Here is an 18,597-nt window from a genome sequence, read left to right on the forward strand (position 1 = left end):
TTGCATGCCGAAGCCCGCCGCGTGCCGGCGGCGCAGGCGCGCGAGGCGGTGTTCGGCAGCGCGGCGCAGTTGCCGGAACGGCAGCCGCCGCGGCACCTGGCGATCCAGATCAACCAGGCCCTGCACGACCTGCTGTGCAAGTACCCCTCGTCACTGCTGTTCGGCGAGGACGTCGCGCAGAAGGGCGGGGTGTACACGGTCAGCAAGGGGCTGCTGAAAGCCTTCGGCCCGCGCCGGGTGTTCAACACGCTGCTGGATGAAACCATGATCCTGGGCATGGCCCAGGGCCTGGCCAATCTTGGCATGCTGCCGATCCCGGAAATCCAGTACCTGGCCTACCTGCACAACGCCGCCGACCAGCTGCGCGGCGAAGCCTGTTCGCTGCAGTTCTTTTCCAACGACCAGTACCGCAACCCGATGCTGGTGCGCATTGCCGGGCTGGGCTACCAGAAGGGCTTCGGCGGCCACTTCCACAACGACAACTCGATCGCCGCGCTGCGCGACATCCCCGGGCTGGTGGTGGGCTGCGCCTCGCGCGGCGATGACGCGGCGATGATGCTGCGCACGCTGGCGGCGCTGGCCCAGGTCGATGGGCGGGTGGCGGTGTTCCTGGAGCCCATCGCGCTGTACATGACCAAGGACCTGCACGCACTCGGCGATGGCCAATGGCTGTTTTCGTACCCTGCGCCGGACCAGGCGCTGGTGCTGGGCGAGGGACGGGTATACGCAGCCGAGGCCAACGACCTGGTGATTTTCACCTACGGCAACGGGGTGCCGATGAGCCTGCGTGCGGCGCGCGCCATTGAAGCCGAACTGGGCTGGCAGGTGCGGGTGGTCGACCTGCGCTGGCTGGTGCCGCTCAACGCCGGCTTCATTGCCGGGCAGGCTGCCGATGCCCAGCGGGTGATGGTGGTGGACGAGGGCCGGCACAGCGCGGGGGTGGGCGAGGGGGTGATCACCGCGCTGGTCGAGGCCGGCTTCGGCCACCTGCCGCTGCAGCGGGTGTGCGGGGCCGATACCTACACACCGCTCGCGGGGGCAGCAATGTGCGTGCTTCCAAGCGACAATGCGGTAACAAGCGCCGCGCGGGTGTTGGCGCAGGACCATTGACGCATGTGTGGACTGGCAGGAATGTTGCTGGCCGCCCCGGTACGGGAGCAGGCCGCGTTGGAACAGCAGGCGCGCCGGATGGGCGATGCGCTGGTGCACCGTGGTCCCGATGACAGCGGGGTGTGGGCCGACGCGGCCAGTGGCATCGCGCTGGCGCACCGCCGGCTGAGCATCCTGGACCTGTCGCCGCTGGGCCACCAGCCGATGGCGTCCGACGACGGCCGCTATGTGCTGGCCTACAACGGCGAGGTCTACAACTTCGCCGCGCTGCGGCTGGAGCTGGAGGCGCGCGGCCATGCTTTCCGTGGGCATTCCGACACCGAAGTGCTGCTGGCCGCGTTCGTGGCCTGGGGCCTGGACGAGACCCTGCAGCGTGCCAACGGCATGTTCGCCATCGCCCTGTGGGACCGCGCCGAGCAGTGCCTGTGGCTGGCCCGCGACCGGGTTGGCAAGAAGCCGCTGTACTACGGCTGGGCCGGCGACGCGCTGGTGTTCGGCTCGGAGCTGAAGGCGCTGTGGCAGCACCCCGCGTTCGACAACGATATCGACCGCGACGCGCTGACCCTGCTGATGCGGTTGGACTACATTCCGGCCCCGCACTGCATTCACGAACGCTGCTTCAAGCTGATGCCGGGGCGTGTGCTGCGGCTGGATGCCGCCGCGGTGGCCGCCGGTGCGGCCGCGCACCGCCCCGACCAGCAGCAGCTGCCGTTCTGGAATGCGCGGGAGCGCATGCAGCAGGCGCTGGCCTCGCCGTTCGTGGGCAGCGACGAGGATGCCGAGAACCAGCTCGATGCCCTGCTGCGCGATGCGGTCGGGCTGCGCATGGTGGCCGACGTGCCGGTGGGCGTGTTCCTCTCTGGCGGTACCGATTCGTCGGTGGTGGCGGCACTGATGCAGTCGCAGTCGTCCACGCCGATCCACAGTTTCAGCATCGGGTTCCAGGGCTCCGACCACGATGAGGCGCCGCTGGCCAAGGCCCTGGCCACCCACCTGGGCACCGATCACACCGAGCTGTATGTCAGCGGCGCCGATGCGCTGGCGGTGGTGCCGACGCTGCCGGCGATGTTCGACGAGCCGTTCGCCGATGCCTCGCAGGTGCCGACCGCGCTGGTGGCACGGCTGGCGCGCAGCGCGGTGACCGTGGCGCTGTCCGGCGACGGCGGCGATGAGCTGTTCTTCGGCTACAGCCGCTACCAGCGCGCGCTGCGCAACTGGACGCTGCTGGGCCGGCTGCCGGCGCCGCTGCGACGCTGGATGGCCGCCCATTCGCAGACCCAGGGCGAAGCCTCGCGCACCGGCGGCCTGGCTGCGCTGCTGGCCGAAACCGGTGCGCGCGGCATCGGCGATGTGTACCGCAACCGCATTTCGCGCTGGCGTGACCCGGTGTCCGCGGTGATCGGCGCGCGCGGCGCGGGCAGCTTCTATGACCTGGCCGACCCGCTGCACGGCGCCGGCTCGCCGGCCGACGCGATGATGCTGGCCGATTTCAGTACGTATCTGCCCGACGACCTGCTGTGCAAGGTGGACCGCACCAGCATGGCGGTGAGCCTGGAGGCGCGGGCGCCGCTGCTGGACTGGCGCGTGGCCGGGTTCGCCTGGTCGCTGCCGCTGTCGATGAAGCAGCGCGATGGGGTGAGCAAGTACATGCTGAAGCGGGTGCTGGGCCGTTACGTGCCGCAGGACATGGTGCACCGGCCCAAGCGCGGCTTTGGTGCGCCGGTCAGCGCGTGGTTGAAGGGCGACCTGCGCGGCTGGGCTGATGAACTGCTGGATCCGGCGCGGTTGGCGGCCGAAGGCGTGTTCCATGTGGATGCCATTGTTCCCCTGTGGAAGCAGTTCCAGCAGGGCGAGCGCAAGTGGCATACCCATCTGTGGAACGTGCTGATGTTCCAGGCCTGGCAGGCGCATTGGAAAGAGGCGAGGGCGGCGGTTCCGCGCGCGTGACCGGCACCGCGCCGGACACGCATGGCGTGCCCCACGTACGCCTTCACCGCGCGCAACACCGGTCACCCCTACGCTGGCCGTTCCACCTTAACGGAGCTCCTCCATGGCAACCCCCACCATCGCCGTGCTGGTCGGCAGCCTGCGCACCGGCTCGCACAACCAGGCCCTGGCCCATGCGCTGGAGAAGCTGGCCGCCGGCAAGGCCAGTTTCGAGTACGTGCAGATCGGCGACCTGCCGCTCTACAACCAGGACTTCGACAAGGATTACCCGGCCGAAGGCCTGCGCCTCAAGGAGCAGATCAAGAAGGCCGATGCGGTGCTGTTCGTCACCCCCGAATACAACCGTTCGGTGCCCGGGGTGCTCAAGAACGCCATCGACATCGGCTCGCGGCCGTACGGCCACAGCGCCTTCGCCGGCAAGCCGGCGGCCGTCATCGGCGCCTCCATCGGCGCCATCGGCACCGCGCTGGCCCAGCAGCACCTGCGCAACATCCTGGCCTACCTGGACATGCCGGTGCTGGGCCAGCCCGAAGCGTTCATTCATTTCAAGGAAGGGCTGATCGACGGGCAGGGAACCATCAGCAACGAGGGCACCCGCGACTTCCTGCAGGGCTTCGTGGACAAGTTCCTGGCCTGGATCGCCACCCACGGCGGTCAGCATTGAACCCGGTGGTTCTGCGATAATGAGCGGCAAGGCGCACGACCAACGGTCGTGCGCTACCCGACAGGGTCGGCATCCGGCCAGTCACGCCGACCTGCAACCGGTAGGGCACGACCGTTGGTCGTGCCGTCTGCGCCCGGTGCGCACGGCTATCCACCGCTTATCCACAGGGTTGTGCATGGCTGTGGCGGCCGCTCCGTGCCTACCATGTCCCTCGCTCCACTCTGCAGGAAGAACACCCCCTCATGTCCGCCCGCTCCGGCTTCCGTTCCGACCGCAAAGACCGCGGTGACCGCTTTGATCGCGACGAGATGCGCATCGACGCGCTGCGCGTGCCTCCGCATTCGATCGAGGCCGAACAGGCGGTGCTGGGCGGCTTGATGCTGGCCCCGGAAAGCTACGACCGGATCAACGACCAGCTGACCGAAACCGACTTCTACCGGCGCGACCACCAGACCATCTACCGGGCGATCCGCGAGCTGTCCGAGCGCGACCGCCCGTTCGATGCGGTGACCCTTGGCGAGTGGTTCGAATCGCAGGGCAAGATGGAACTGGTCGGCGATGGCGCCTACCTGATCGAACTGGCCAGCACCACGCCGTCGGCGGCCAACATCTCGGCCTATGCCGAGATCGTGCGCGACAAAGCGGTGCTGCGGCAGCTGATCCAGGTTGGCACCGACATCGTCAACGATGGTTTCCAGCCGGAAGGCCGCGAGAGCAGCGAACTGCTGTCGGCGGCGGAAAAATCCGTGTTCGCCATCGCCGAGCAGGGCGCGCGTGGCCGCACCGATTTCGTGGCGATGCCCGGCGCGCTGAAGGACGCTTTCGAAGAGCTGCGCAACCGCTTCGAGAACGGCGGCAACATCACCGGCCTGCCCACCGGCTACGCCGACTTCGACGCGATGACCGCCGGCCTGCAGCCGACCGACCTGATCATCCTGGCCGCGCGACCGGCCATGGGCAAGACCACCTTCGCGCTGAACATCGCCGAGTACGCGGCCATCAAGTCCAAGAAGGGCGTGGCGGTGTTCTCGATGGAAATGTCGGCGTCGCAGCTGGCCATGCGCCTGATTTCCTCCAACGGCCGCATCAACGCCCAGCGCCTGCGTACCGGCCAGCTGGAAGACGAGGACTGGAGCCGGGTCACCGGCGCCATCCGCATGCTGAAGGAAACCAAGATCTTCATCGACGACACGCCGGGCGTGTCGCCGGAGATCCTGCGCTCCAAGTGCCGCCGCCTCAAGCGCGAGCATGACCTGGGGTTGATCGTGATCGACTACCTGCAGCTGATGAGCGTGCCGGGCAACAGCGAAAACCGCGCCACCGAAATCTCGGAAATCTCGCGTTCGCTCAAGGGCCTGGCCAAGGAACTGAACGTGCCGGTGATCGCGCTGTCGCAGCTCAACCGCTCGCTGGAAACCCGAACCGACAAGCGCCCGGTGATGGCCGACCTTCGCGAATCCGGCGCAATCGAGCAGGACGCGGACATGATCGTGTTCATCTACCGCGACGATTACTACAACAAGGAAAATTCCCCGGACAAGGGGCTGGCCGAGATCATCATCGGCAAGCACCGAGGCGGCCCGACCGGCTCGTGCAAGCTCAAGTTCTTCGGCGAGTACACCCGGTTCGACAACCTCTCGCACGATTCGGTGGGGTCGTTCGAATGATGACGGGCGCACGACCAACGGTCGTGCGCTACCGGGGTGGTGCCGGACGGACCCATGCCCGACCGGGTGTGCCGGACGGACCCGGTAGGTACCGACCGTTGGTCGGTACGCGTTTCGTCGGCGGATCCGGGGTTTCGTCGCAAACCGGTTGAACCCGGGCGGGCAGGGCGGCAACGTGGTCCTGCCGCGGCAAGGTGCCGCCCTGGAGACCCGTCATGAAGACCCTGTTCGCGCTCGGCGTATGGTGCCTGCTGTTCGTCCTGTGCTGGCCACTGGCGATCCTGGCCCTGCTGGCCTGGCCGCTCGTATGGTTGCTGAGCCTGCCGTTCCGGCTGGTCGGCGTCACCTTCTCGGCACTGTTCGCGTTCCTGGGTGCACTGCTCATGCTGCCCGCACGCCTGCTGGGCGGCGGCCGCGTGGCCACAGCACGGTAGAGCCGACTGTGAGTCGGCCATAGCACGGTAGAGCCGACTGTCAGTCGGCCATAGCACGGTAGAGCCGACTGTCAGTCGGCTATCGCGCGCAGCGCGATGTTCCGGGATCGCGCCTACGGCAGCCGACTGACAGTCGGCTCTACGCGGGGCAACGCGTCGGGTGGACGGCGTACGCGCACAAAAAACCCCGCCTAGGCGGGGTTTTTCGTTGCATCACCACGGGGCCGGTCAGTTGGCCTTGTGGATCGCGCGCTTGCTCACGGCCATGGCGGCGTCGTGGACGACTTCCGACAGGGACGGGTGGGCGTGGCAGATGCGGGCCAGGTCGTCGGCCGAACCACTGAACTCCATGGTCAGCACGCCTTCGTGGACCAGCTCGGACACGTTTGCGCCGACCAGGTGCATGCCCAGGATGCGGTCGGTCTCGGCGTGGGCCAGGACCTTGACGAAGCCAGCCGGCTCGATCATGGCCACGGCACGGCCGTTGGCGGCGAACGGGAAGCTGCCGGCCTTGTACGGAATGCCTTCGGCCTTCAGCTGCTCTTCGGTCTTGCCTACCCAGGCCAGTTCCGGCTCGGTGTAGATGACCCACGGAATGGTGTCCATGTTGACGTGGCCCGGCAGGCCCGCGATCAGCTCGGCCACCGCGATGCCTTCCTCGAAGCCCTTGTGCGCCAGCATCGGGCCGCGCACGCAGTCGCCGACCGCCCACACGCCATCAACGCCGGTGTGGCAATGGTCGTCCACTTCGATCTGGCCACGCTCGTTGACCTTCACGCCGGTGCCTTCGGCCAGCAGGCCCTTGGTCGCGGCGCGGCGGCCGACGGCCACCAGCAGCTTGTCCACCACCAGGCTCTTTTCGCCTTCGGCGTCGGTGTAGGTCAGGGCGACTTCCTTCTTCTTGCCCTTGCCGGTCACTTCCGCCTTGGAAACCTTGGCACCCAGGCGGATGTCCAGGCCCTGCTTCTTGAATTCCTTGGCGGCCACCTTGCCCACTTCGGCATCGGCTGCGGCCAGGAAGGTCGGCAGCGCTTCCAGGATGGTCACTTCGGCGCCGAGGCGCTTCCACACGCTGCCCAGTTCCAGGCCGATCACACCGGCGCCGATCACGGCCAGGCGCGCCGGGACTTCGGTGAAATCCAGGCCGCCGACGTTGTCGACGATGGTCTCGCCGTCGAACTTGGCGAACGGCAGTTCGATCGAATCCGAACCGGCGGCGATGATCACGTTGGTGCCCTTGAGCTCGACGACTTCGCCGTCGTGCTGGGTGACCTTGACCACGTTGCCCGGCTGCAGTTCACCGAAACCGTAGTAGGCGGTGACCTTGTTGGCCTTGAACAGCATGGCGATGCCGCCAGTGAACTGCTTGACGATCTTGTCCTTGCGGCCAACCATCGCCTCGACGTCCATCTTGGCGTCCTTGAAGCTGATGCCGTGGTCGCCAAAGATGTGGCCCATGTTCCAGAACTGGCGCGAGGAGTCCAGCAGCGCCTTGGACGGGATGCAGCCCACGCGCAGGCAGGTACCGCCCAGCGCCGGCTTGCCATCCTTGCCCAGGGCAGCGTCGATGCAGGCGGTCTTCAGACCCAGCTGCGCGGCGCGGATGGCGGCGTGGTAGCCGGCCGGACCGGCACCGATGACGACAACGTCGAATTGTTCAGCCATTGAAAATTCCTTGATGCTTTACCAGAACCCCTCCGCGCAGGCGCGGAGGGGCGGGAGGTCTTACAGGCCGAACAGCATGCGGCCCGGGTTTTCCAGCTGGTTCTTGATGTCCACCAGGAACTGCACCGAATCCTTGCCGTCGATGATGCGGTGGTCGTAGGACATCGCCAGGTACATCATCGGCGCGATCACGACCTGGCCGTTCTGGGCGATCGGACGATCCTTGATGGCGTGCATGCCCAGGATGGCGCTCTGCGGCGGGTTGATGATCGGGGTGGACAGCAGCGAACCGAAGGTGCCGCCGTTGGTCACGGTGAAGGTGCCGCCCTGCAGTTCTTCCAGGCTGAGCTTGCCGTCACGGGCCTTCTTGGCGTAGTCGGCAATGGTCTTTTCGATGTCGGCGAACGACATGCGCTCGACGTTGCGCAGCACCGGCGTGACCAGGCCCTTCTCGGTCGAGACCGCGATGGAGATGTCCGAATAGCCGTGGTAGATGATGTCGTCGCCGTCGATCGAGGCGTTGACCAGCGGGAAGCGCTGCAGCGCGTTGGCGGCGGCCTTCACGAAGAAGCTCATGAAGCCCAGCTTGATGCCGTGCGCCTTGACGAATTCGTCCTGCAGGTCCTTGCGCGCGGCCGACACCTTGGACAGGTCGACTTCGTTGAAGGTGGTCAGCATGGCGGTGGAGTTCTTGGACTCCATCAGGCGTTCGGCGATGCGCTTGCGGATGCGGGTCATCGGCACGCGTTCTTCCGGACGTGCGCCACCGGCCTTGCCGGCGCCGCCGTTGCGGGCGAAGTTGACGATGTCTTCCTTGGTCACCGCGCCGCGACGGCCGGTGCCGTCCACATCGGCCGGGTTGACGCCTTCGGTGATGGCGCTGAAGCGCGCGCCCGGGGGCAGGGCATCGGCAGCGGACTTCGACGCCGGGGCCGGCGCGGCAGCAGCGGCCGGAGCAGCGGCAGCGGCCGGCGCAGCAGCGGCCGGCTTGGCTTCAGCAGCAGCCGGAGCCGGGGCAGCAGCCACGGCACCTTCCTCGATGATCGCCACGACCTGACTGGAGGTCACGGTGGCACCCACCTCGAACTTGATTTCCTTCAGCACGCCATCAACCGGCGACGGCACTTCCAGCACGACCTTGTCGGTTTCCAGGTCGAGCAGGTTTTCGTCACGCTTGACGGCGTCGCCGACCTTCTTGTGCCAGGTGGCGATGGTGCCGTCGGCGACGGATTCGGGCAGTACCGGGGCTTTGACTTCGGTGGCCATGCGGGGGCTTCCTGGTTTGTCTTTTCTGGAATGAGGGGAAAGTTATTCAGCGACCGCGTCGTTGAACGGGTTGACCAAGGCATCGGCGACCAGCTTCTGCTGTTCGATGATGTGGTCGGCCATGTGACCGGCAGCCGGGGAGGCCGAACGGGCGCGACCGGCGTAGTGCAGGCTCTGGCCATCGGCCAGGCAGAACTGCAGGTGGTGGCGGATCTGGTACCACGCGCCCTGGTTCTGCGGTTCTTCCTGCGTCCACACCACGTCGGTGGCCTTGCCGTACTTCTTCAGTTCGGCCGCCAGCAGCGCGCGCGGGAACGGGTACAGCTGTTCCACGCGGATGATGGCAACGTCGTCCTGGCCACGCTTGGTCTGGTCTTCCAGCAGGTCGTAGTAGACCTTGCCCGAACACAGCACCACGCGCTTGACCTTCTTGGCTTCTGCGTTGGCATCGCCGATCAGGTGCTGGAACTCGCCGTTGGCCAGCTCGTCCAGGGTCGACACGGCCAGCTTGTGGCGCAGCAGCGACTTGGGCGACATCACCACCAGCGGCTTGCGGGTGGTCAGGTGCATCTGGCGGCGCAGCATGTGGAACGCCTGCGCGGGGGTCGACGGCACCACCACCAGCATGTTTTCCAGCGCGCACAGCTGCAGGAAGCGCTCCAGGCGCGCCGAGCTGTGTTCCGGGCCTTGCCCTTCATAACCGTGCGGCAGCAGCAGGGTCAGGCCGGTGATACGGCCCCACTTGGCTTCGCCGGCAGCGATGAACTGGTCGATCACCACCTGGGCGCCGTTGGCGAAATCGCCGAACTGGCCTTCCCAGATGCACAGGGTGTTGGGATCGGTGGTCGAGAACCCGTACTCGTAGGCCATCACCGCTTCTTCGCTGAGCAGCGAATCGATGATGCTGGCCTTCTCCGGCGAATCCACCAGCTGCCGCAGCGGCAGGTAGTAGTTGTCGGTCTTCTGGTCGTGCAGGATCGCGTGGCGGTGGGTGAACGTACCGCGGCCCACGTCCTGGCCGACCAGGCGCAGTGCATGGCCTTCGTCGAGCAGGGTGGCGTAGGCCAGGTTCTCGGCAAAGCCCCAGTCGCCCGGGATCTCGCCGGCGGCCATCTTGCGGCGGTCGTCGTACACCTTGGCCACGCGCGAGTGCAGTTCCACTTCGGCCGGCACGGTGTTGATCAGGTCGGCCAGCTGCTTCAGCTTCGCCGGGTCCACCTTGGTGGAGACCGGGTCGGACAGCTTGCCTTCCAGCAGCTTGGGCCAATCCACGAACAGCGCGCTGCTCGGCGGGGTCTTTTCGACCTTGGCCAGTTCGGTGGTGACTTCACCGGCGTCCAGCTTCTCGCGGTAGGCATCGACCATCGCCTTGCCGGCACCGGCGGCGATCACGCCGGCCTGTTCCAGCTGCGCGGCGTACAGCTCGCGGGTGGTCTGGTGCTTGCGGATCACCTGGTACATCAGCGGCTGGGTGATCGCCGGTTCGTCGGCCTCGTTGTGGCCCCAACGGCGGTAGCACATCAGGTCGATGACCACGTCCTTGGCGAACTTCTGGCGGAACTCGAAGGCCAGCCTGGCGGCGAACACCACCGCTTCCGGATCGTCACCGTTCACGTGCAGCACCGGGGCTGCGATCATCTTGGCCACGTCGGTGGCGTAACGGGTCGAGCGGGTGTCTTCCGGGTTCGACGTGGTGAAGCCAACCTGGTTGTTCACCACGATGTGCACGGTGCCACCGACGGCGAAGCCGCGGGCCTGCGACATCTGGAACAGTTCCATCACCACGCCCTGGCCGGAGAAGGCCGCGTCGCCGTGGATCAGGATCGGCATGACCTGCTTGCGGGCGGTGTCCTTGCGGCGCTCCTGGCGCGAACGCACGGAACCGGCCACGACCGGGTCGGCGATTTCCAGGTGCGACGGGTTGAACGCCAGCGCCAGGTGGACCGGGCCACCGTCGGTGGCCACGTCGGCCGAGAAGCCCATGTGGTACTTCACGTCGCCGGCGGAGGCGTGTTCGTCGTGCTCGAACTTGCCTTCGAACTCGTCGAACAGCTTGCGCGGGTTCTTGCCCAGGGTGTTGACCAGCACGTTGAGGCGGCCACGGTGGGCCATGCCGATCACCACGTCCTTGACGCCATCCTTGCCGGCGTCACGGATGATGGTGTCCATCATCGGGATCAGCGAATCGCCGCCTTCCAGCGAGAAGCGCTTCTGGCCGACGTACTTGGTGTGCAGGTAGCGTTCCAGGCCTTCGGCAGCGGTCAGGCGCTCCAGCGTGCGGCGCTGGGTGTCAGCGTCCAGGCTGTAGTTGCCACCGGCCAGTTCCAGGCGCTGGTAGATCCACTGGCGCTGCTCGACCTCGGAGATGTGCATGAATTCCGCACCGATCGAGCCGGTGTAGGTCTTCTTCAGGCGCTCCAGCAGGTCGCGCAGCTTCATGCGCGGCTGGCCACCGACACCGCCGGTGCTGAACTCGGCGTTGAGGTCACCCTCGGACAGGCTGTGGAACGGCAGGCCAAGGTCCGGCGAGTTGACGGCCTGGGCCAGGCCCAGCGGGTCCAGGCGGGCGTCCAGGTGGCCGCGCGACCGGTACGCCGTGATCAGGCGACCGACATTGCGCTCGCGTTCGTCGCTGGCACCGGAGTTGCCACCGCCCTTGACGGCGTTCTTGGCGGCGTCGGCGATATGGGCGATGACGGCCGAATGCGGAATGTCACCGGCTTCGCGGCCCTTGAAGCCGTCGAAGTAGGTCTTCCATTTGGGATCGACACTGTCCGGAGAAACGAGGTACTGCTCGTACAGATCCTCGATATAGGAGGCGTTGCCGCCGGCGAGCTGCGAAGACTGCGCAAACTGCTTCAGTAGATTGTCCACGATGGAGGGTCGGATTCGCTTGTGGGGTAAGGCTTCGATGATCCGGCAGGGAAAATGAATAGCCCTGCACGGGCGGTATCTAACGGTCCAAATTGTACCCCCATCGAGACAGGAAGGGGCACCGGAACGGCCTGTGGCGGGGCCGTGGTGTCATTCCCAGACAGGTTCAGGACCCGGAACGGGACTAGAAGCCGAGCGCGCGCAGCTCGCTGCAATCGCGCGAACGTTCCCATACGCGCTGCAAACCGTCCTGCAACGGCCGCGAACGTGCGGGCATGGCGAGCCCGGCTTCACCGTCGTAACGGAGCCCACTCAGACGAAAGTAGTAGTCGCCGGCATCGTTGAGCAGGCAGGCCGAGGCGAGGGCGCGGTCGATCGGGTCGGTCACCTGGCGCACCCGGAACACGGTGGGCAGGCGCTGGACCAGGCCCAGCAGGGGCGAGCCGGCCTGGGCGATGGCGGCCGCGTCGTGGACGATCAGCCGGACCTGCTTGTCGTGGCGGGCGGTGGCGAAGCGGCGCAGGGCCTCCAGCACCGGCGGTGCATCGAGCAGGCCGGGGTCGAGTACGCGGCTGTGCAGCCACAACTGGCGGCGGGCGCGCTCGACCACGGCGGTGGTGATGGCCACCGCCTCGTCGGCGTTGTCGATGGCGACCGCGCCGCCCGGCAGGCGGCGCAGGTGCGGGTCGGCGCTGCCGGGCCCGCTCATGTCAGGAGCCGGCGCCGCCGTCGGGGGTGCCGACGGCCTGGTCGTCCTCGCTGTCGTCGGTGTCGTCGAAATCGACGATCACTTCGACGCCATCGTCGTGGATGGTCACTTCGTGCACGTTGGCTTCGACGTCTTCATCCTCGAGGACCTCGACGGTTTCGGTGGCGTCGATGATTTCGTATTCGCCCACCGCGTCCTCTTCGTACTCGTCTTCGTCGTCGAACGCGTCGCCGTCGAGCAGCTGGTAGTAGCCACCGGCCACCAGCGCGTGCAGGGCGTCGCGGCCCTTGGCCGAGAGCTTCTGGTACAGGGCACCACCGATCTGTTCGGCGGCGGCCAGGGCCTGGGCATCCTTCACCGGCAGGGCGAATTCAAGGCCGCTGCAGTACAGGCTGGCACCACGCTTGGCCCGGCGCCAGGCCAGGCGGGCCCACGGGTGGCGGCCGAGCTCGATGCCTTCGGCCAGGGCGGCTTCGATGTGTTCGCGCGGGAGCGGTTCGCCGGAGGCGACCACGTCACCGGCGGCGCGGTAGGTGGTGATGAAGCGGCCGAACCAGTCGCCGAGGCGGTCGGGGTCGTTCATGCGGATGGCGTTGAGGGCCTGGACCACGCGGCCCATGGCCACGGCGTCGATTTCGTTGGGGTCTTCGGGCACCTTCAGGTCCGGGTCCTGGTAGCGGATGGCCTCGTCGGCATCCATGATCAGGGTGTCCAGGTAGTCGCTGATGAGCTCGGCGGAGGCCGGGGCGCGCATGCCGAAGGAGAAGGTCAGGCAGGGGTCTTCGGCCACGCCGTTGTGGGGGACGTTGGGCGGCAGGTACAGCATGTCGCCGGGCTCCAGCACCCAGTCGTGGGTGGGCTTGAAGCGGCGCAGCAGCTTGAGTTCGACGTCGTTGCGGAACTCCAGCGGGGGGCGCTTGCCCTTGGTGGATTCGCTGGCGTCGATCTGCCAGCGGCGGTGGCCATGGGCCTGCAGCAGGAACACGTCGTACTGGTCGACGTGGGCGCCGACCGAGCCGCCGGTGGCGGCGAAGCTGATCATTACATCGTCCATGCGCCAGCGCGGCAGGAAGTCGAAGTGGCTGATCAGGGCGCGGACATCCGGGTCCCATTTGTCTACGTCCTGGACCAGCAGGGTCCAGTCGTGGTCGGGCATGCCGGGGAATTCTTCTTCCTGGAACGGGCCGGTGCGCACGGACCAGCCGTCGGTGGCGCGGTCGTGGCTGATCAGGCGGGCGAGGGCGGTCTCCTCGCAGGCCAGGCCGGCCAGGTCTTCGGGCTGGAGCGGGGTTTCAAAATCGGGGAAGGCGCCGCGGATCAGCAGCGGGCGTTTCTGCCAGTAGTCGCGCAGGAACGTCGCGGCGGGCATGCCCAGCGGCAGGCCGGGGCGGGCCTGGACTTCGATGACGGGGGTTTTGGTCTTGTGGACGGCCATGGGGGAATCCTTGAAGCGTGTAGACGGAATGCGATTGGCGCAGCAGACGAAGCGCGCGCTCGTCCCGCCATTGTCCGCTGGTTGAACAGGATCTGCACCTGCGCCGCACTGTCGCGCGTGCCCCGGTAGCGCCGACCGTTGGTCGGCCCACGCGGCGCCAAACGAAAACGGGGCACCGGATATTCCGGCGCCCCGTCCGGGGTCACTGCCTGATCAACGCGATCAGATCGCCTTGGCCAGATCGGCGGCCAGGCCGATATACCCACCCGGGGTCAGCTCGCGCAGGCCCTGCTTGGCGTCTTCCGGCAGGTCCAGCGACTCCACGAACGCCTTCATCGATTCGGCGGTGATGCCCTGGCCACGGGTCAGGGCCTTGAGCTGTTCGTAGGGGTTGGGCAGGCCATGGCGACGCATCACCGTCTGCACGGCTTCGGCCAGCACTTCCCACGCGGCATCCAGGTCGGCGTTGAGGCGTTCGGGGTTCACGGTCAACTTGCCCAGGCCCTTGGCCAGCGAGTCCAGGGCGACCTGGCTGTGGCCGAAGGCGGTGCCCACCGCGCGCAGCACGGTGGAATCGGTGAGGTCGCGCTGCCAGCGGCTGATCGGCAGCTTGGCGCTGAAATGCTCGAACAGGGCGTTGGCGATGCCGAAGTTGCCTTCGGCGTTTTCGAAGTCGATCGGGTTGACCTTGTGCGGCATGGTCGACGAGCCGACTTCGCCTTCCTTGAGCTTCTGCTTGAAGTAGCCCAGCGAGATGTAGCCCCAGATGTCGCGGGCCAGGTCGATCAGGATGATGTTGGCGCGGCGGGCGGCGTCGCCGATCTCGGCAATGTTGTCGTGCGGCTCGATCTGGGTGGTGTAGGGGTTGAACACCAGGCCCAGGCTTTCGACGAAGCGCTTGGCGAAGGCCGGCCAGTCCACGTCCGGGTAGGCGATGGCGTGGGCGTTGTAGTTGCCCACCGCGCCATTGATCTTGCCGGTCAGCTCGACCGCGGCGATCTGGCGGCGCTGGCGCTCCAGGCGGGCGACCACGTTGGCCACTTCCTTGCCCAGGGTGGTGGGCGAGGCGGTCTGGCCGTGGGTGCGCGACAGCATCGGCTGTTCGGCCTGGGCATGGGCCAGGGCGCGCAGGCGGGCGGCGATGTCGTCCAGCGACGGCAGCAGCACGGTGCGGCGGGCTTCTTCCAGCATCAGGCCGTAGCTGAGGTTGTTGATGTCTTCGCTGGTGCAGGCGAAATGCACGAACTCCAGGGCCGGGGCCAGCTCGGCGTCATCCTTGAGCTGTTCCTTGATGAAGTACTCCACGGCCTTGACGTCGTGGTTGGTGGTGCGCTCGATTTCCTTCACCCGTGCGGCGTGGGCCGGGGCGAACCCGTCGGCCAGGGCGCGCAGACGCGCGGCGGCGGCGGCCGGGAACGGTGCCAGCTCGGCGATGCCCGGTTCGTTGGCCAGGGCCAGCAGCCACTCCACTTCGACCTTCACGCGGGCCTTGATCAGGCCGTATTCGGAGAAGATCGGGCGCAGGGCGTCGACCTTGCCGGCATAGCGGCCATCAAGCGGGGACAGGGCGAGCAGGGCGAATTCGGACATGGCGGGCGCAGGCAATGACGGCGGGGGCCGTCATTCTACGCTGCCCCGGGGTCCTCGTCGGCCTCTTCGGGCGCCAGCCGTACGGTGACGGCCTGGATCCGGTGGCCGGCCATGCGCTTGACGGTGAACAGCTGGCCGTCGATGCGCACTTCCTCGCCTTCTTCGGGCAGGCGCTGCAGCTGGTGCACGATCAGCCCGCCGACCGAATTGAGGTGTTCGGGCGCGGCCAGGTCGCGGCCCAGCAGGCGTTCCAGGCGGAAGATGGAGGTGGAGCCGGCCACCAGCAGGGTGCCGTCGGCGCCCCGGGTGGGGGCATCCTTGACCACGTGCGGGTGCTCGTCCTCGATATCGCCGACCACCACTTCCAGCAGGTCTTCCAGGGTGAAGTAGCCCAGGATGCGGCCGTGTTCCTCCACGCACAGGGCCATGTGCGTGGTGCCGGTGCGGAAGCGCTCAAGCACGGCGGTGACCGGGGTTTCCAGCGCGATCAGGTTGGCCGGGCGCAGCAGGGCGCGCAGGTCGTCGGTGGGCTGGCCGCGGGCGATCTCCACCAGCAGGTCCTTCATGTGCAGGATGCCCAGCACTTCCTCGCCATCGCTGTCGAACCACGGGTAGCGGCTGTAGCGGCTTTCGGCGAACTCGGCCATCACCCCGGCAAGATCCATGCCCTGGCGGAACACGCGCATGTGTTCGCGCGGGCGCATCAGGTCGCCGGCCACCAGTTCGGGCAGCTCCAGCGCGTGGCTCATCAGGGTCAGGTCCTGGTCCGGTGCGCCGGCGCCGGGCTGCTGGCGGGCGACGATCAGCTTGAGTTCTTCGCGGGAGTAACGGTGCGAGGTGTGCTCGACATCGCCCCAGCCGGCCAGCCGCAGCAGCGCGTTGGCGCTGTGGTTGAGCAGCCAGATGGCCGGGAACATGGACCAGTAGAACAGGTACAGCGGCGCGGCGGTCCACAGCGACATGGCTTCGGGACGGCGGATGGCCATGGACTTCGGCGCCAGTTCGCCCAGCACGATGTGCAGGAACGAGATCAGGCTGAAGGCGATGATGAAGGCGGTCAGGCGTGCGCCTTCCGGGCCCATGCCGAGGGCATCGAAAAGAGGCTGCAGCAGGTGCGCGAACGCGGGCTCACCGACCCAGCCCAGGCCCAGCGAGGACAGGGTGATGCCGAGCTGGCAGGCCGAGAGGTAGGCATCCAGGTGCGAATGCACGTTGAGCAGCAGGCGGCCGCGCCAGCCGTGCCTGGCAGCCAGGCCGACGGCCTGGGTGTGGCGCAGTTTGACCAGGGCGAACTCGGCGGCCACGAAGAAGCCGTTGAGCACTACCAGGAACAGGGCCAGCAGCAGGAGCAGCAGGTTGCCGACGATCATGCGCGCCCTCGGCGCCATGCGCTGCTGGTGACGGCGGGGAAGAAACAGGTAGGCCACGACCGTTGGTCGTGGCACGCACTACAGTGGGGGTCGTCGCCCATGGGAAGCGGGATACTGTCTGAATGAACACGAATTCCGAGTCTAGCCGATGCCAGCTGCCGTTGGGATTCATTCCCGCTTGGGAGTATCGTGACCGCAGCCGCCAGCCAGGGAATGAAGGCCCGTTGCCAGCCGCCGTTCCCTTTCCCAACTGAAAGAATCGCGGAGTGATGCAATGAGCAAGGGTTTCAGGACCGAGCACGACAGCATGGGCGAACTGCAGGTGCCTGCAGATGCGCTGTGGGGCGCGCAGACACAGCGCGCGGTGGACAACTTCCCGGTCTCGGGCCAACGCATGCCGCGCGGTTTCATCCGCGCGCTGGGCCTGGTGAAGGGCGCCGCAGCGGCGGTCAACGCCGAGCTGGGCCACCTGCCGAAGAACATCGGAAAGGCCATTGAAAGCGCGGCCGACGAAGTGGCCGAGGGCCGCCACGATGCGCACTTCCCGATCGACATCTACCAGACCGGTTCGGGCACCTCGTCGAACATGAATGCCAACGAGGTCATTGCCACGCTGGCCAACCGCGCGGGCAAGGCGGGCAAGACCACGGTGCATCCGAACGACCACGTCAACCAGGGCCAGAGCTCGAACGATGTGATCCCGACGGCGTTGCGGGTATCGGCGCTGCTGGGCGTACAGGAGCAGCTGCTGCCGGCGCTGGTGCACCTGCGCAAGACCATCGACAAGCGTGGCCGCGCGCTGCGCAAGGTGGTCAAGACCGGTCGCACGCACCTGATGGATGCGATGCCGCTGACCTTTGAACAGGAATTCGGTGCCTGGTCGGCGCAGCTGTCGTCGGCGCAGGAGCGCCTGGAAGACAGCCTCAAGCGGCTGCGCCGGCTGCCGCTGGGTGGCACGGCGATCGGTACGGGCATCAATGCGGACCCGCGCTTCGGCGAGCGGGTGGCCAAGCGCCTGAAGCAACAGACCGGGGTGCGCTTTGACAGCGCGGAAAACAAGTTCGAGGGCCTGGCCGCGCAGGACGATGCGGTGGAGCTGTCGGGCCAGCTCAATGCGCTGGCGGTGGCATTGATCAAGATTGCCAACGACCTGCGCTGGATGAATGCCGGTCCGTTGGCGGGCCTGGGCGAGATCGAGCTGCCGGCGCTGCAGCCGGGCAGTTCGATAATGCCGGGCAAGGTCAATCCGGTGATTCCGGAGGCGACGGTGATGGTGTGCGCGCAGGTGATCGGGCACCACACGGCGATCACGGTGGCGGGGCAGACGGGCAACTTCCAGTTGAACGTGACGCTGCCGCTGATCGCGGCGAACCTGCTGGATGGCATCGGACTGCTCTCCAACATCTCGCGGCTGCTGGCCGACACGGCCATCGCCGGGCTGAAAGTGCGCGAAGACCGCGTACGCGAGGCGCTGGGCCGCAACCCGATCCTGGTGACGGCGCTGAACCCGATCATCGGGTACGAAAAGGCCGCGGCGATCGCCAAGCGTGCGTACAAGGAGCAGCGCCCGGTGCTGGATGTGGCGAAGGAAGACAGTGGGTTGTCCGAAGCCGAACTGCGCCGGCTGCTGGATCCGGCGGCGCTTACGGCTGGCGGCATTCATGCCGGTAGTGGTGGCGGTGGTTGAAAGCTAAAAGCTACAGCTAACAGCTAACAGCTAACAGCAGCGTTTCCATCTCTGAGAGCGGGGCGGCCGTCGGGCAGCCCCCTACGGGACACGCCGTAAACCTGTGGTGGTCAAGTTTTTCTGGACACTCTCAAGGGGCGTTCAGGCCACCTGCGCTTCGTGGAGCGCAGGCGGTACCA

Annotated in this window: 13 protein-coding genes; 6 read left to right on the top strand and 7 right to left on the bottom strand. The window is 67.0% G+C overall.

Annotated features, from left to right (window positions below; genetic code table 11):
- The 5 genes from ACQG3P_RS17545 to ACQG3P_RS17565 all read left to right on the top strand — a co-directional run.
- Positions 1-1,110: alpha-ketoacid dehydrogenase subunit beta (locus ACQG3P_RS17545; protein WP_426805772.1), on the top strand; the 1,110-nt coding region annotated here is incomplete at its 5' end.
- 3 nt (positions 1,111-1,113) lie between these two features.
- Positions 1,114-3,057: an asparagine synthase (glutamine-hydrolyzing) gene (asnB, locus tag ACQG3P_RS17550; protein WP_426805773.1), complete on the top strand. Its 1,944-nt coding sequence runs from the start codon at positions 1,114-1,116 to the stop codon at positions 3,055-3,057.
- 103 nt (positions 3,058-3,160) lie between these two features.
- On the top strand, positions 3,161-3,721 hold the full coding sequence (locus ACQG3P_RS17555) for an NADPH-dependent FMN reductase (RefSeq protein WP_093532523.1): 561 nt from the start codon (positions 3,161-3,163) through the stop codon (positions 3,719-3,721).
- A gap of 242 nt (positions 3,722-3,963) precedes the next feature.
- The gene (locus ACQG3P_RS17560; protein WP_068852994.1) at positions 3,964-5,388 is read left to right on the top strand and encodes a replicative DNA helicase; all 1,425 of its coding nucleotides are present in this window, start codon (positions 3,964-3,966) and stop codon (positions 5,386-5,388) included.
- Positions 5,389-5,603: 215 nt separating this feature from the next.
- Entirely contained in the window at positions 5,604-5,822 is a 219-nt protein-coding gene (locus ACQG3P_RS17565; protein ID WP_426805774.1) for a hypothetical protein, read from the top strand.
- A 228-nt stretch (positions 5,823-6,050) separates the two neighbouring features.
- On the opposite strand, the gene lpdA is transcribed toward ACQG3P_RS17565, so the two are convergent.
- The 7 genes from lpdA to ACQG3P_RS17600 all read right to left on the bottom strand — a co-directional run bounded on the left by lpdA (position 6,051) and on the right by ACQG3P_RS17600 (position 16,731).
- Complete coding sequence (gene lpdA, locus ACQG3P_RS17570; protein ID WP_068852991.1) at positions 6,051-7,487, bottom strand: dihydrolipoyl dehydrogenase; 1,437 nt, start codon at positions 7,485-7,487, stop codon at positions 6,051-6,053.
- A 60-nt stretch (positions 7,488-7,547) separates the two neighbouring features.
- Positions 7,548-8,753: a dihydrolipoyllysine-residue succinyltransferase gene (sucB, locus tag ACQG3P_RS17575; protein WP_426805775.1), complete on the bottom strand. Its 1,206-nt coding sequence runs from the start codon at positions 8,751-8,753 to the stop codon at positions 7,548-7,550.
- 42 nt (positions 8,754-8,795) lie between these two features.
- A complete protein-coding gene (locus ACQG3P_RS17580) occupies positions 8,796-11,627 on the bottom strand; it encodes a 2-oxoglutarate dehydrogenase E1 component (protein WP_068852984.1) in 2,832 nt (943 codons plus the stop codon).
- 184 nt (positions 11,628-11,811) lie between these two features.
- Positions 11,812-12,336: a hypothetical protein gene (locus ACQG3P_RS17585; RefSeq protein WP_245356559.1), complete on the bottom strand. Its 525-nt coding sequence runs from the start codon at positions 12,334-12,336 to the stop codon at positions 11,812-11,814.
- 1 nt (position 12,337) lies between these two features.
- A complete protein-coding gene (locus tag ACQG3P_RS17590; protein WP_426805776.1) occupies positions 12,338-13,771 on the bottom strand; it encodes a JmjC domain-containing protein in 1,434 nt (477 codons plus the stop codon).
- A 222-nt stretch (positions 13,772-13,993) separates the two neighbouring features.
- Positions 13,994-15,361 (bottom strand): adenylosuccinate lyase, encoded by a 1,368-nt coding sequence (purB, locus tag ACQG3P_RS17595; protein ID WP_068852978.1) that lies wholly within the window; start codon positions 15,359-15,361, stop codon positions 13,994-13,996.
- Positions 15,362-15,396: 35 nt separating this feature from the next.
- Positions 15,397-16,731 (bottom strand): hemolysin family protein, encoded by a 1,335-nt coding sequence (locus ACQG3P_RS17600; RefSeq protein ID WP_426805777.1) that lies wholly within the window; start codon positions 16,729-16,731, stop codon positions 15,397-15,399.
- A gap of 274 nt (positions 16,732-17,005) precedes the next feature.
- Between ACQG3P_RS17600 and ACQG3P_RS17605 the strand changes: the two genes are divergently transcribed.
- Entirely contained in the window at positions 17,006-18,418 is a 1,413-nt protein-coding gene (locus tag ACQG3P_RS17605) for a class II fumarate hydratase (RefSeq protein WP_426805778.1), read from the top strand.
- Positions 18,419-18,597: the final 179 nt, after the last annotated feature.

Source organism: Stenotrophomonas sp. SrG (genome assembly GCF_050031795.1).
GTDB lineage: Bacteria > Pseudomonadota > Gammaproteobacteria > Xanthomonadales > Xanthomonadaceae > Stenotrophomonas > Stenotrophomonas rhizophila_A.

Bases quoted from the DNA above. Each gene is read 5' to 3' on its own strand.
- lpdA (WP_068852991.1), bottom strand. From the start codon at position 7,487: ATGGCTGAACAATTCGACGTTGTCGTCATCGGTGCCGGTCCGGCCGGC.
- ACQG3P_RS17590 (WP_426805776.1), bottom strand. From the start codon at position 13,771: ATGGCCGTCCACAAGACCAAAACCCCCGTCATCGAAGTCCAGGCCCGC.
- ACQG3P_RS17555 (WP_093532523.1), top strand. From the start codon at position 3,161: ATGGCAACCCCCACCATCGCCGTGCTGGTCGGCAGCCTGCGCACCGGC.
- ACQG3P_RS17585 (WP_245356559.1), bottom strand. From the start codon at position 12,336: ATGAGCGGGCCCGGCAGCGCCGACCCGCACCTGCGCCGCCTGCCGGGC.
- sucB (WP_426805775.1), bottom strand. From the start codon at position 8,753: ATGGCCACCGAAGTCAAAGCCCCGGTACTGCCCGAATCCGTCGCCGAC.
- ACQG3P_RS17605 (WP_426805778.1), top strand. From the start codon at position 17,006: ATGAGCAAGGGTTTCAGGACCGAGCACGACAGCATGGGCGAACTGCAG.
- ACQG3P_RS17600 (WP_426805777.1), bottom strand. From the start codon at position 16,731: ATGATCGTCGGCAACCTGCTGCTCCTGCTGCTGGCCCTGTTCCTGGTA.
- purB (WP_068852978.1), bottom strand. From the start codon at position 15,361: ATGTCCGAATTCGCCCTGCTCGCCCTGTCCCCGCTTGATGGCCGCTAT.
- ACQG3P_RS17565 (WP_426805774.1), top strand. From the start codon at position 5,604: ATGAAGACCCTGTTCGCGCTCGGCGTATGGTGCCTGCTGTTCGTCCTG.
- ACQG3P_RS17560 (WP_068852994.1), top strand. From the start codon at position 3,964: ATGTCCGCCCGCTCCGGCTTCCGTTCCGACCGCAAAGACCGCGGTGAC.
- asnB (WP_426805773.1), top strand. From the start codon at position 1,114: ATGTGTGGACTGGCAGGAATGTTGCTGGCCGCCCCGGTACGGGAGCAG.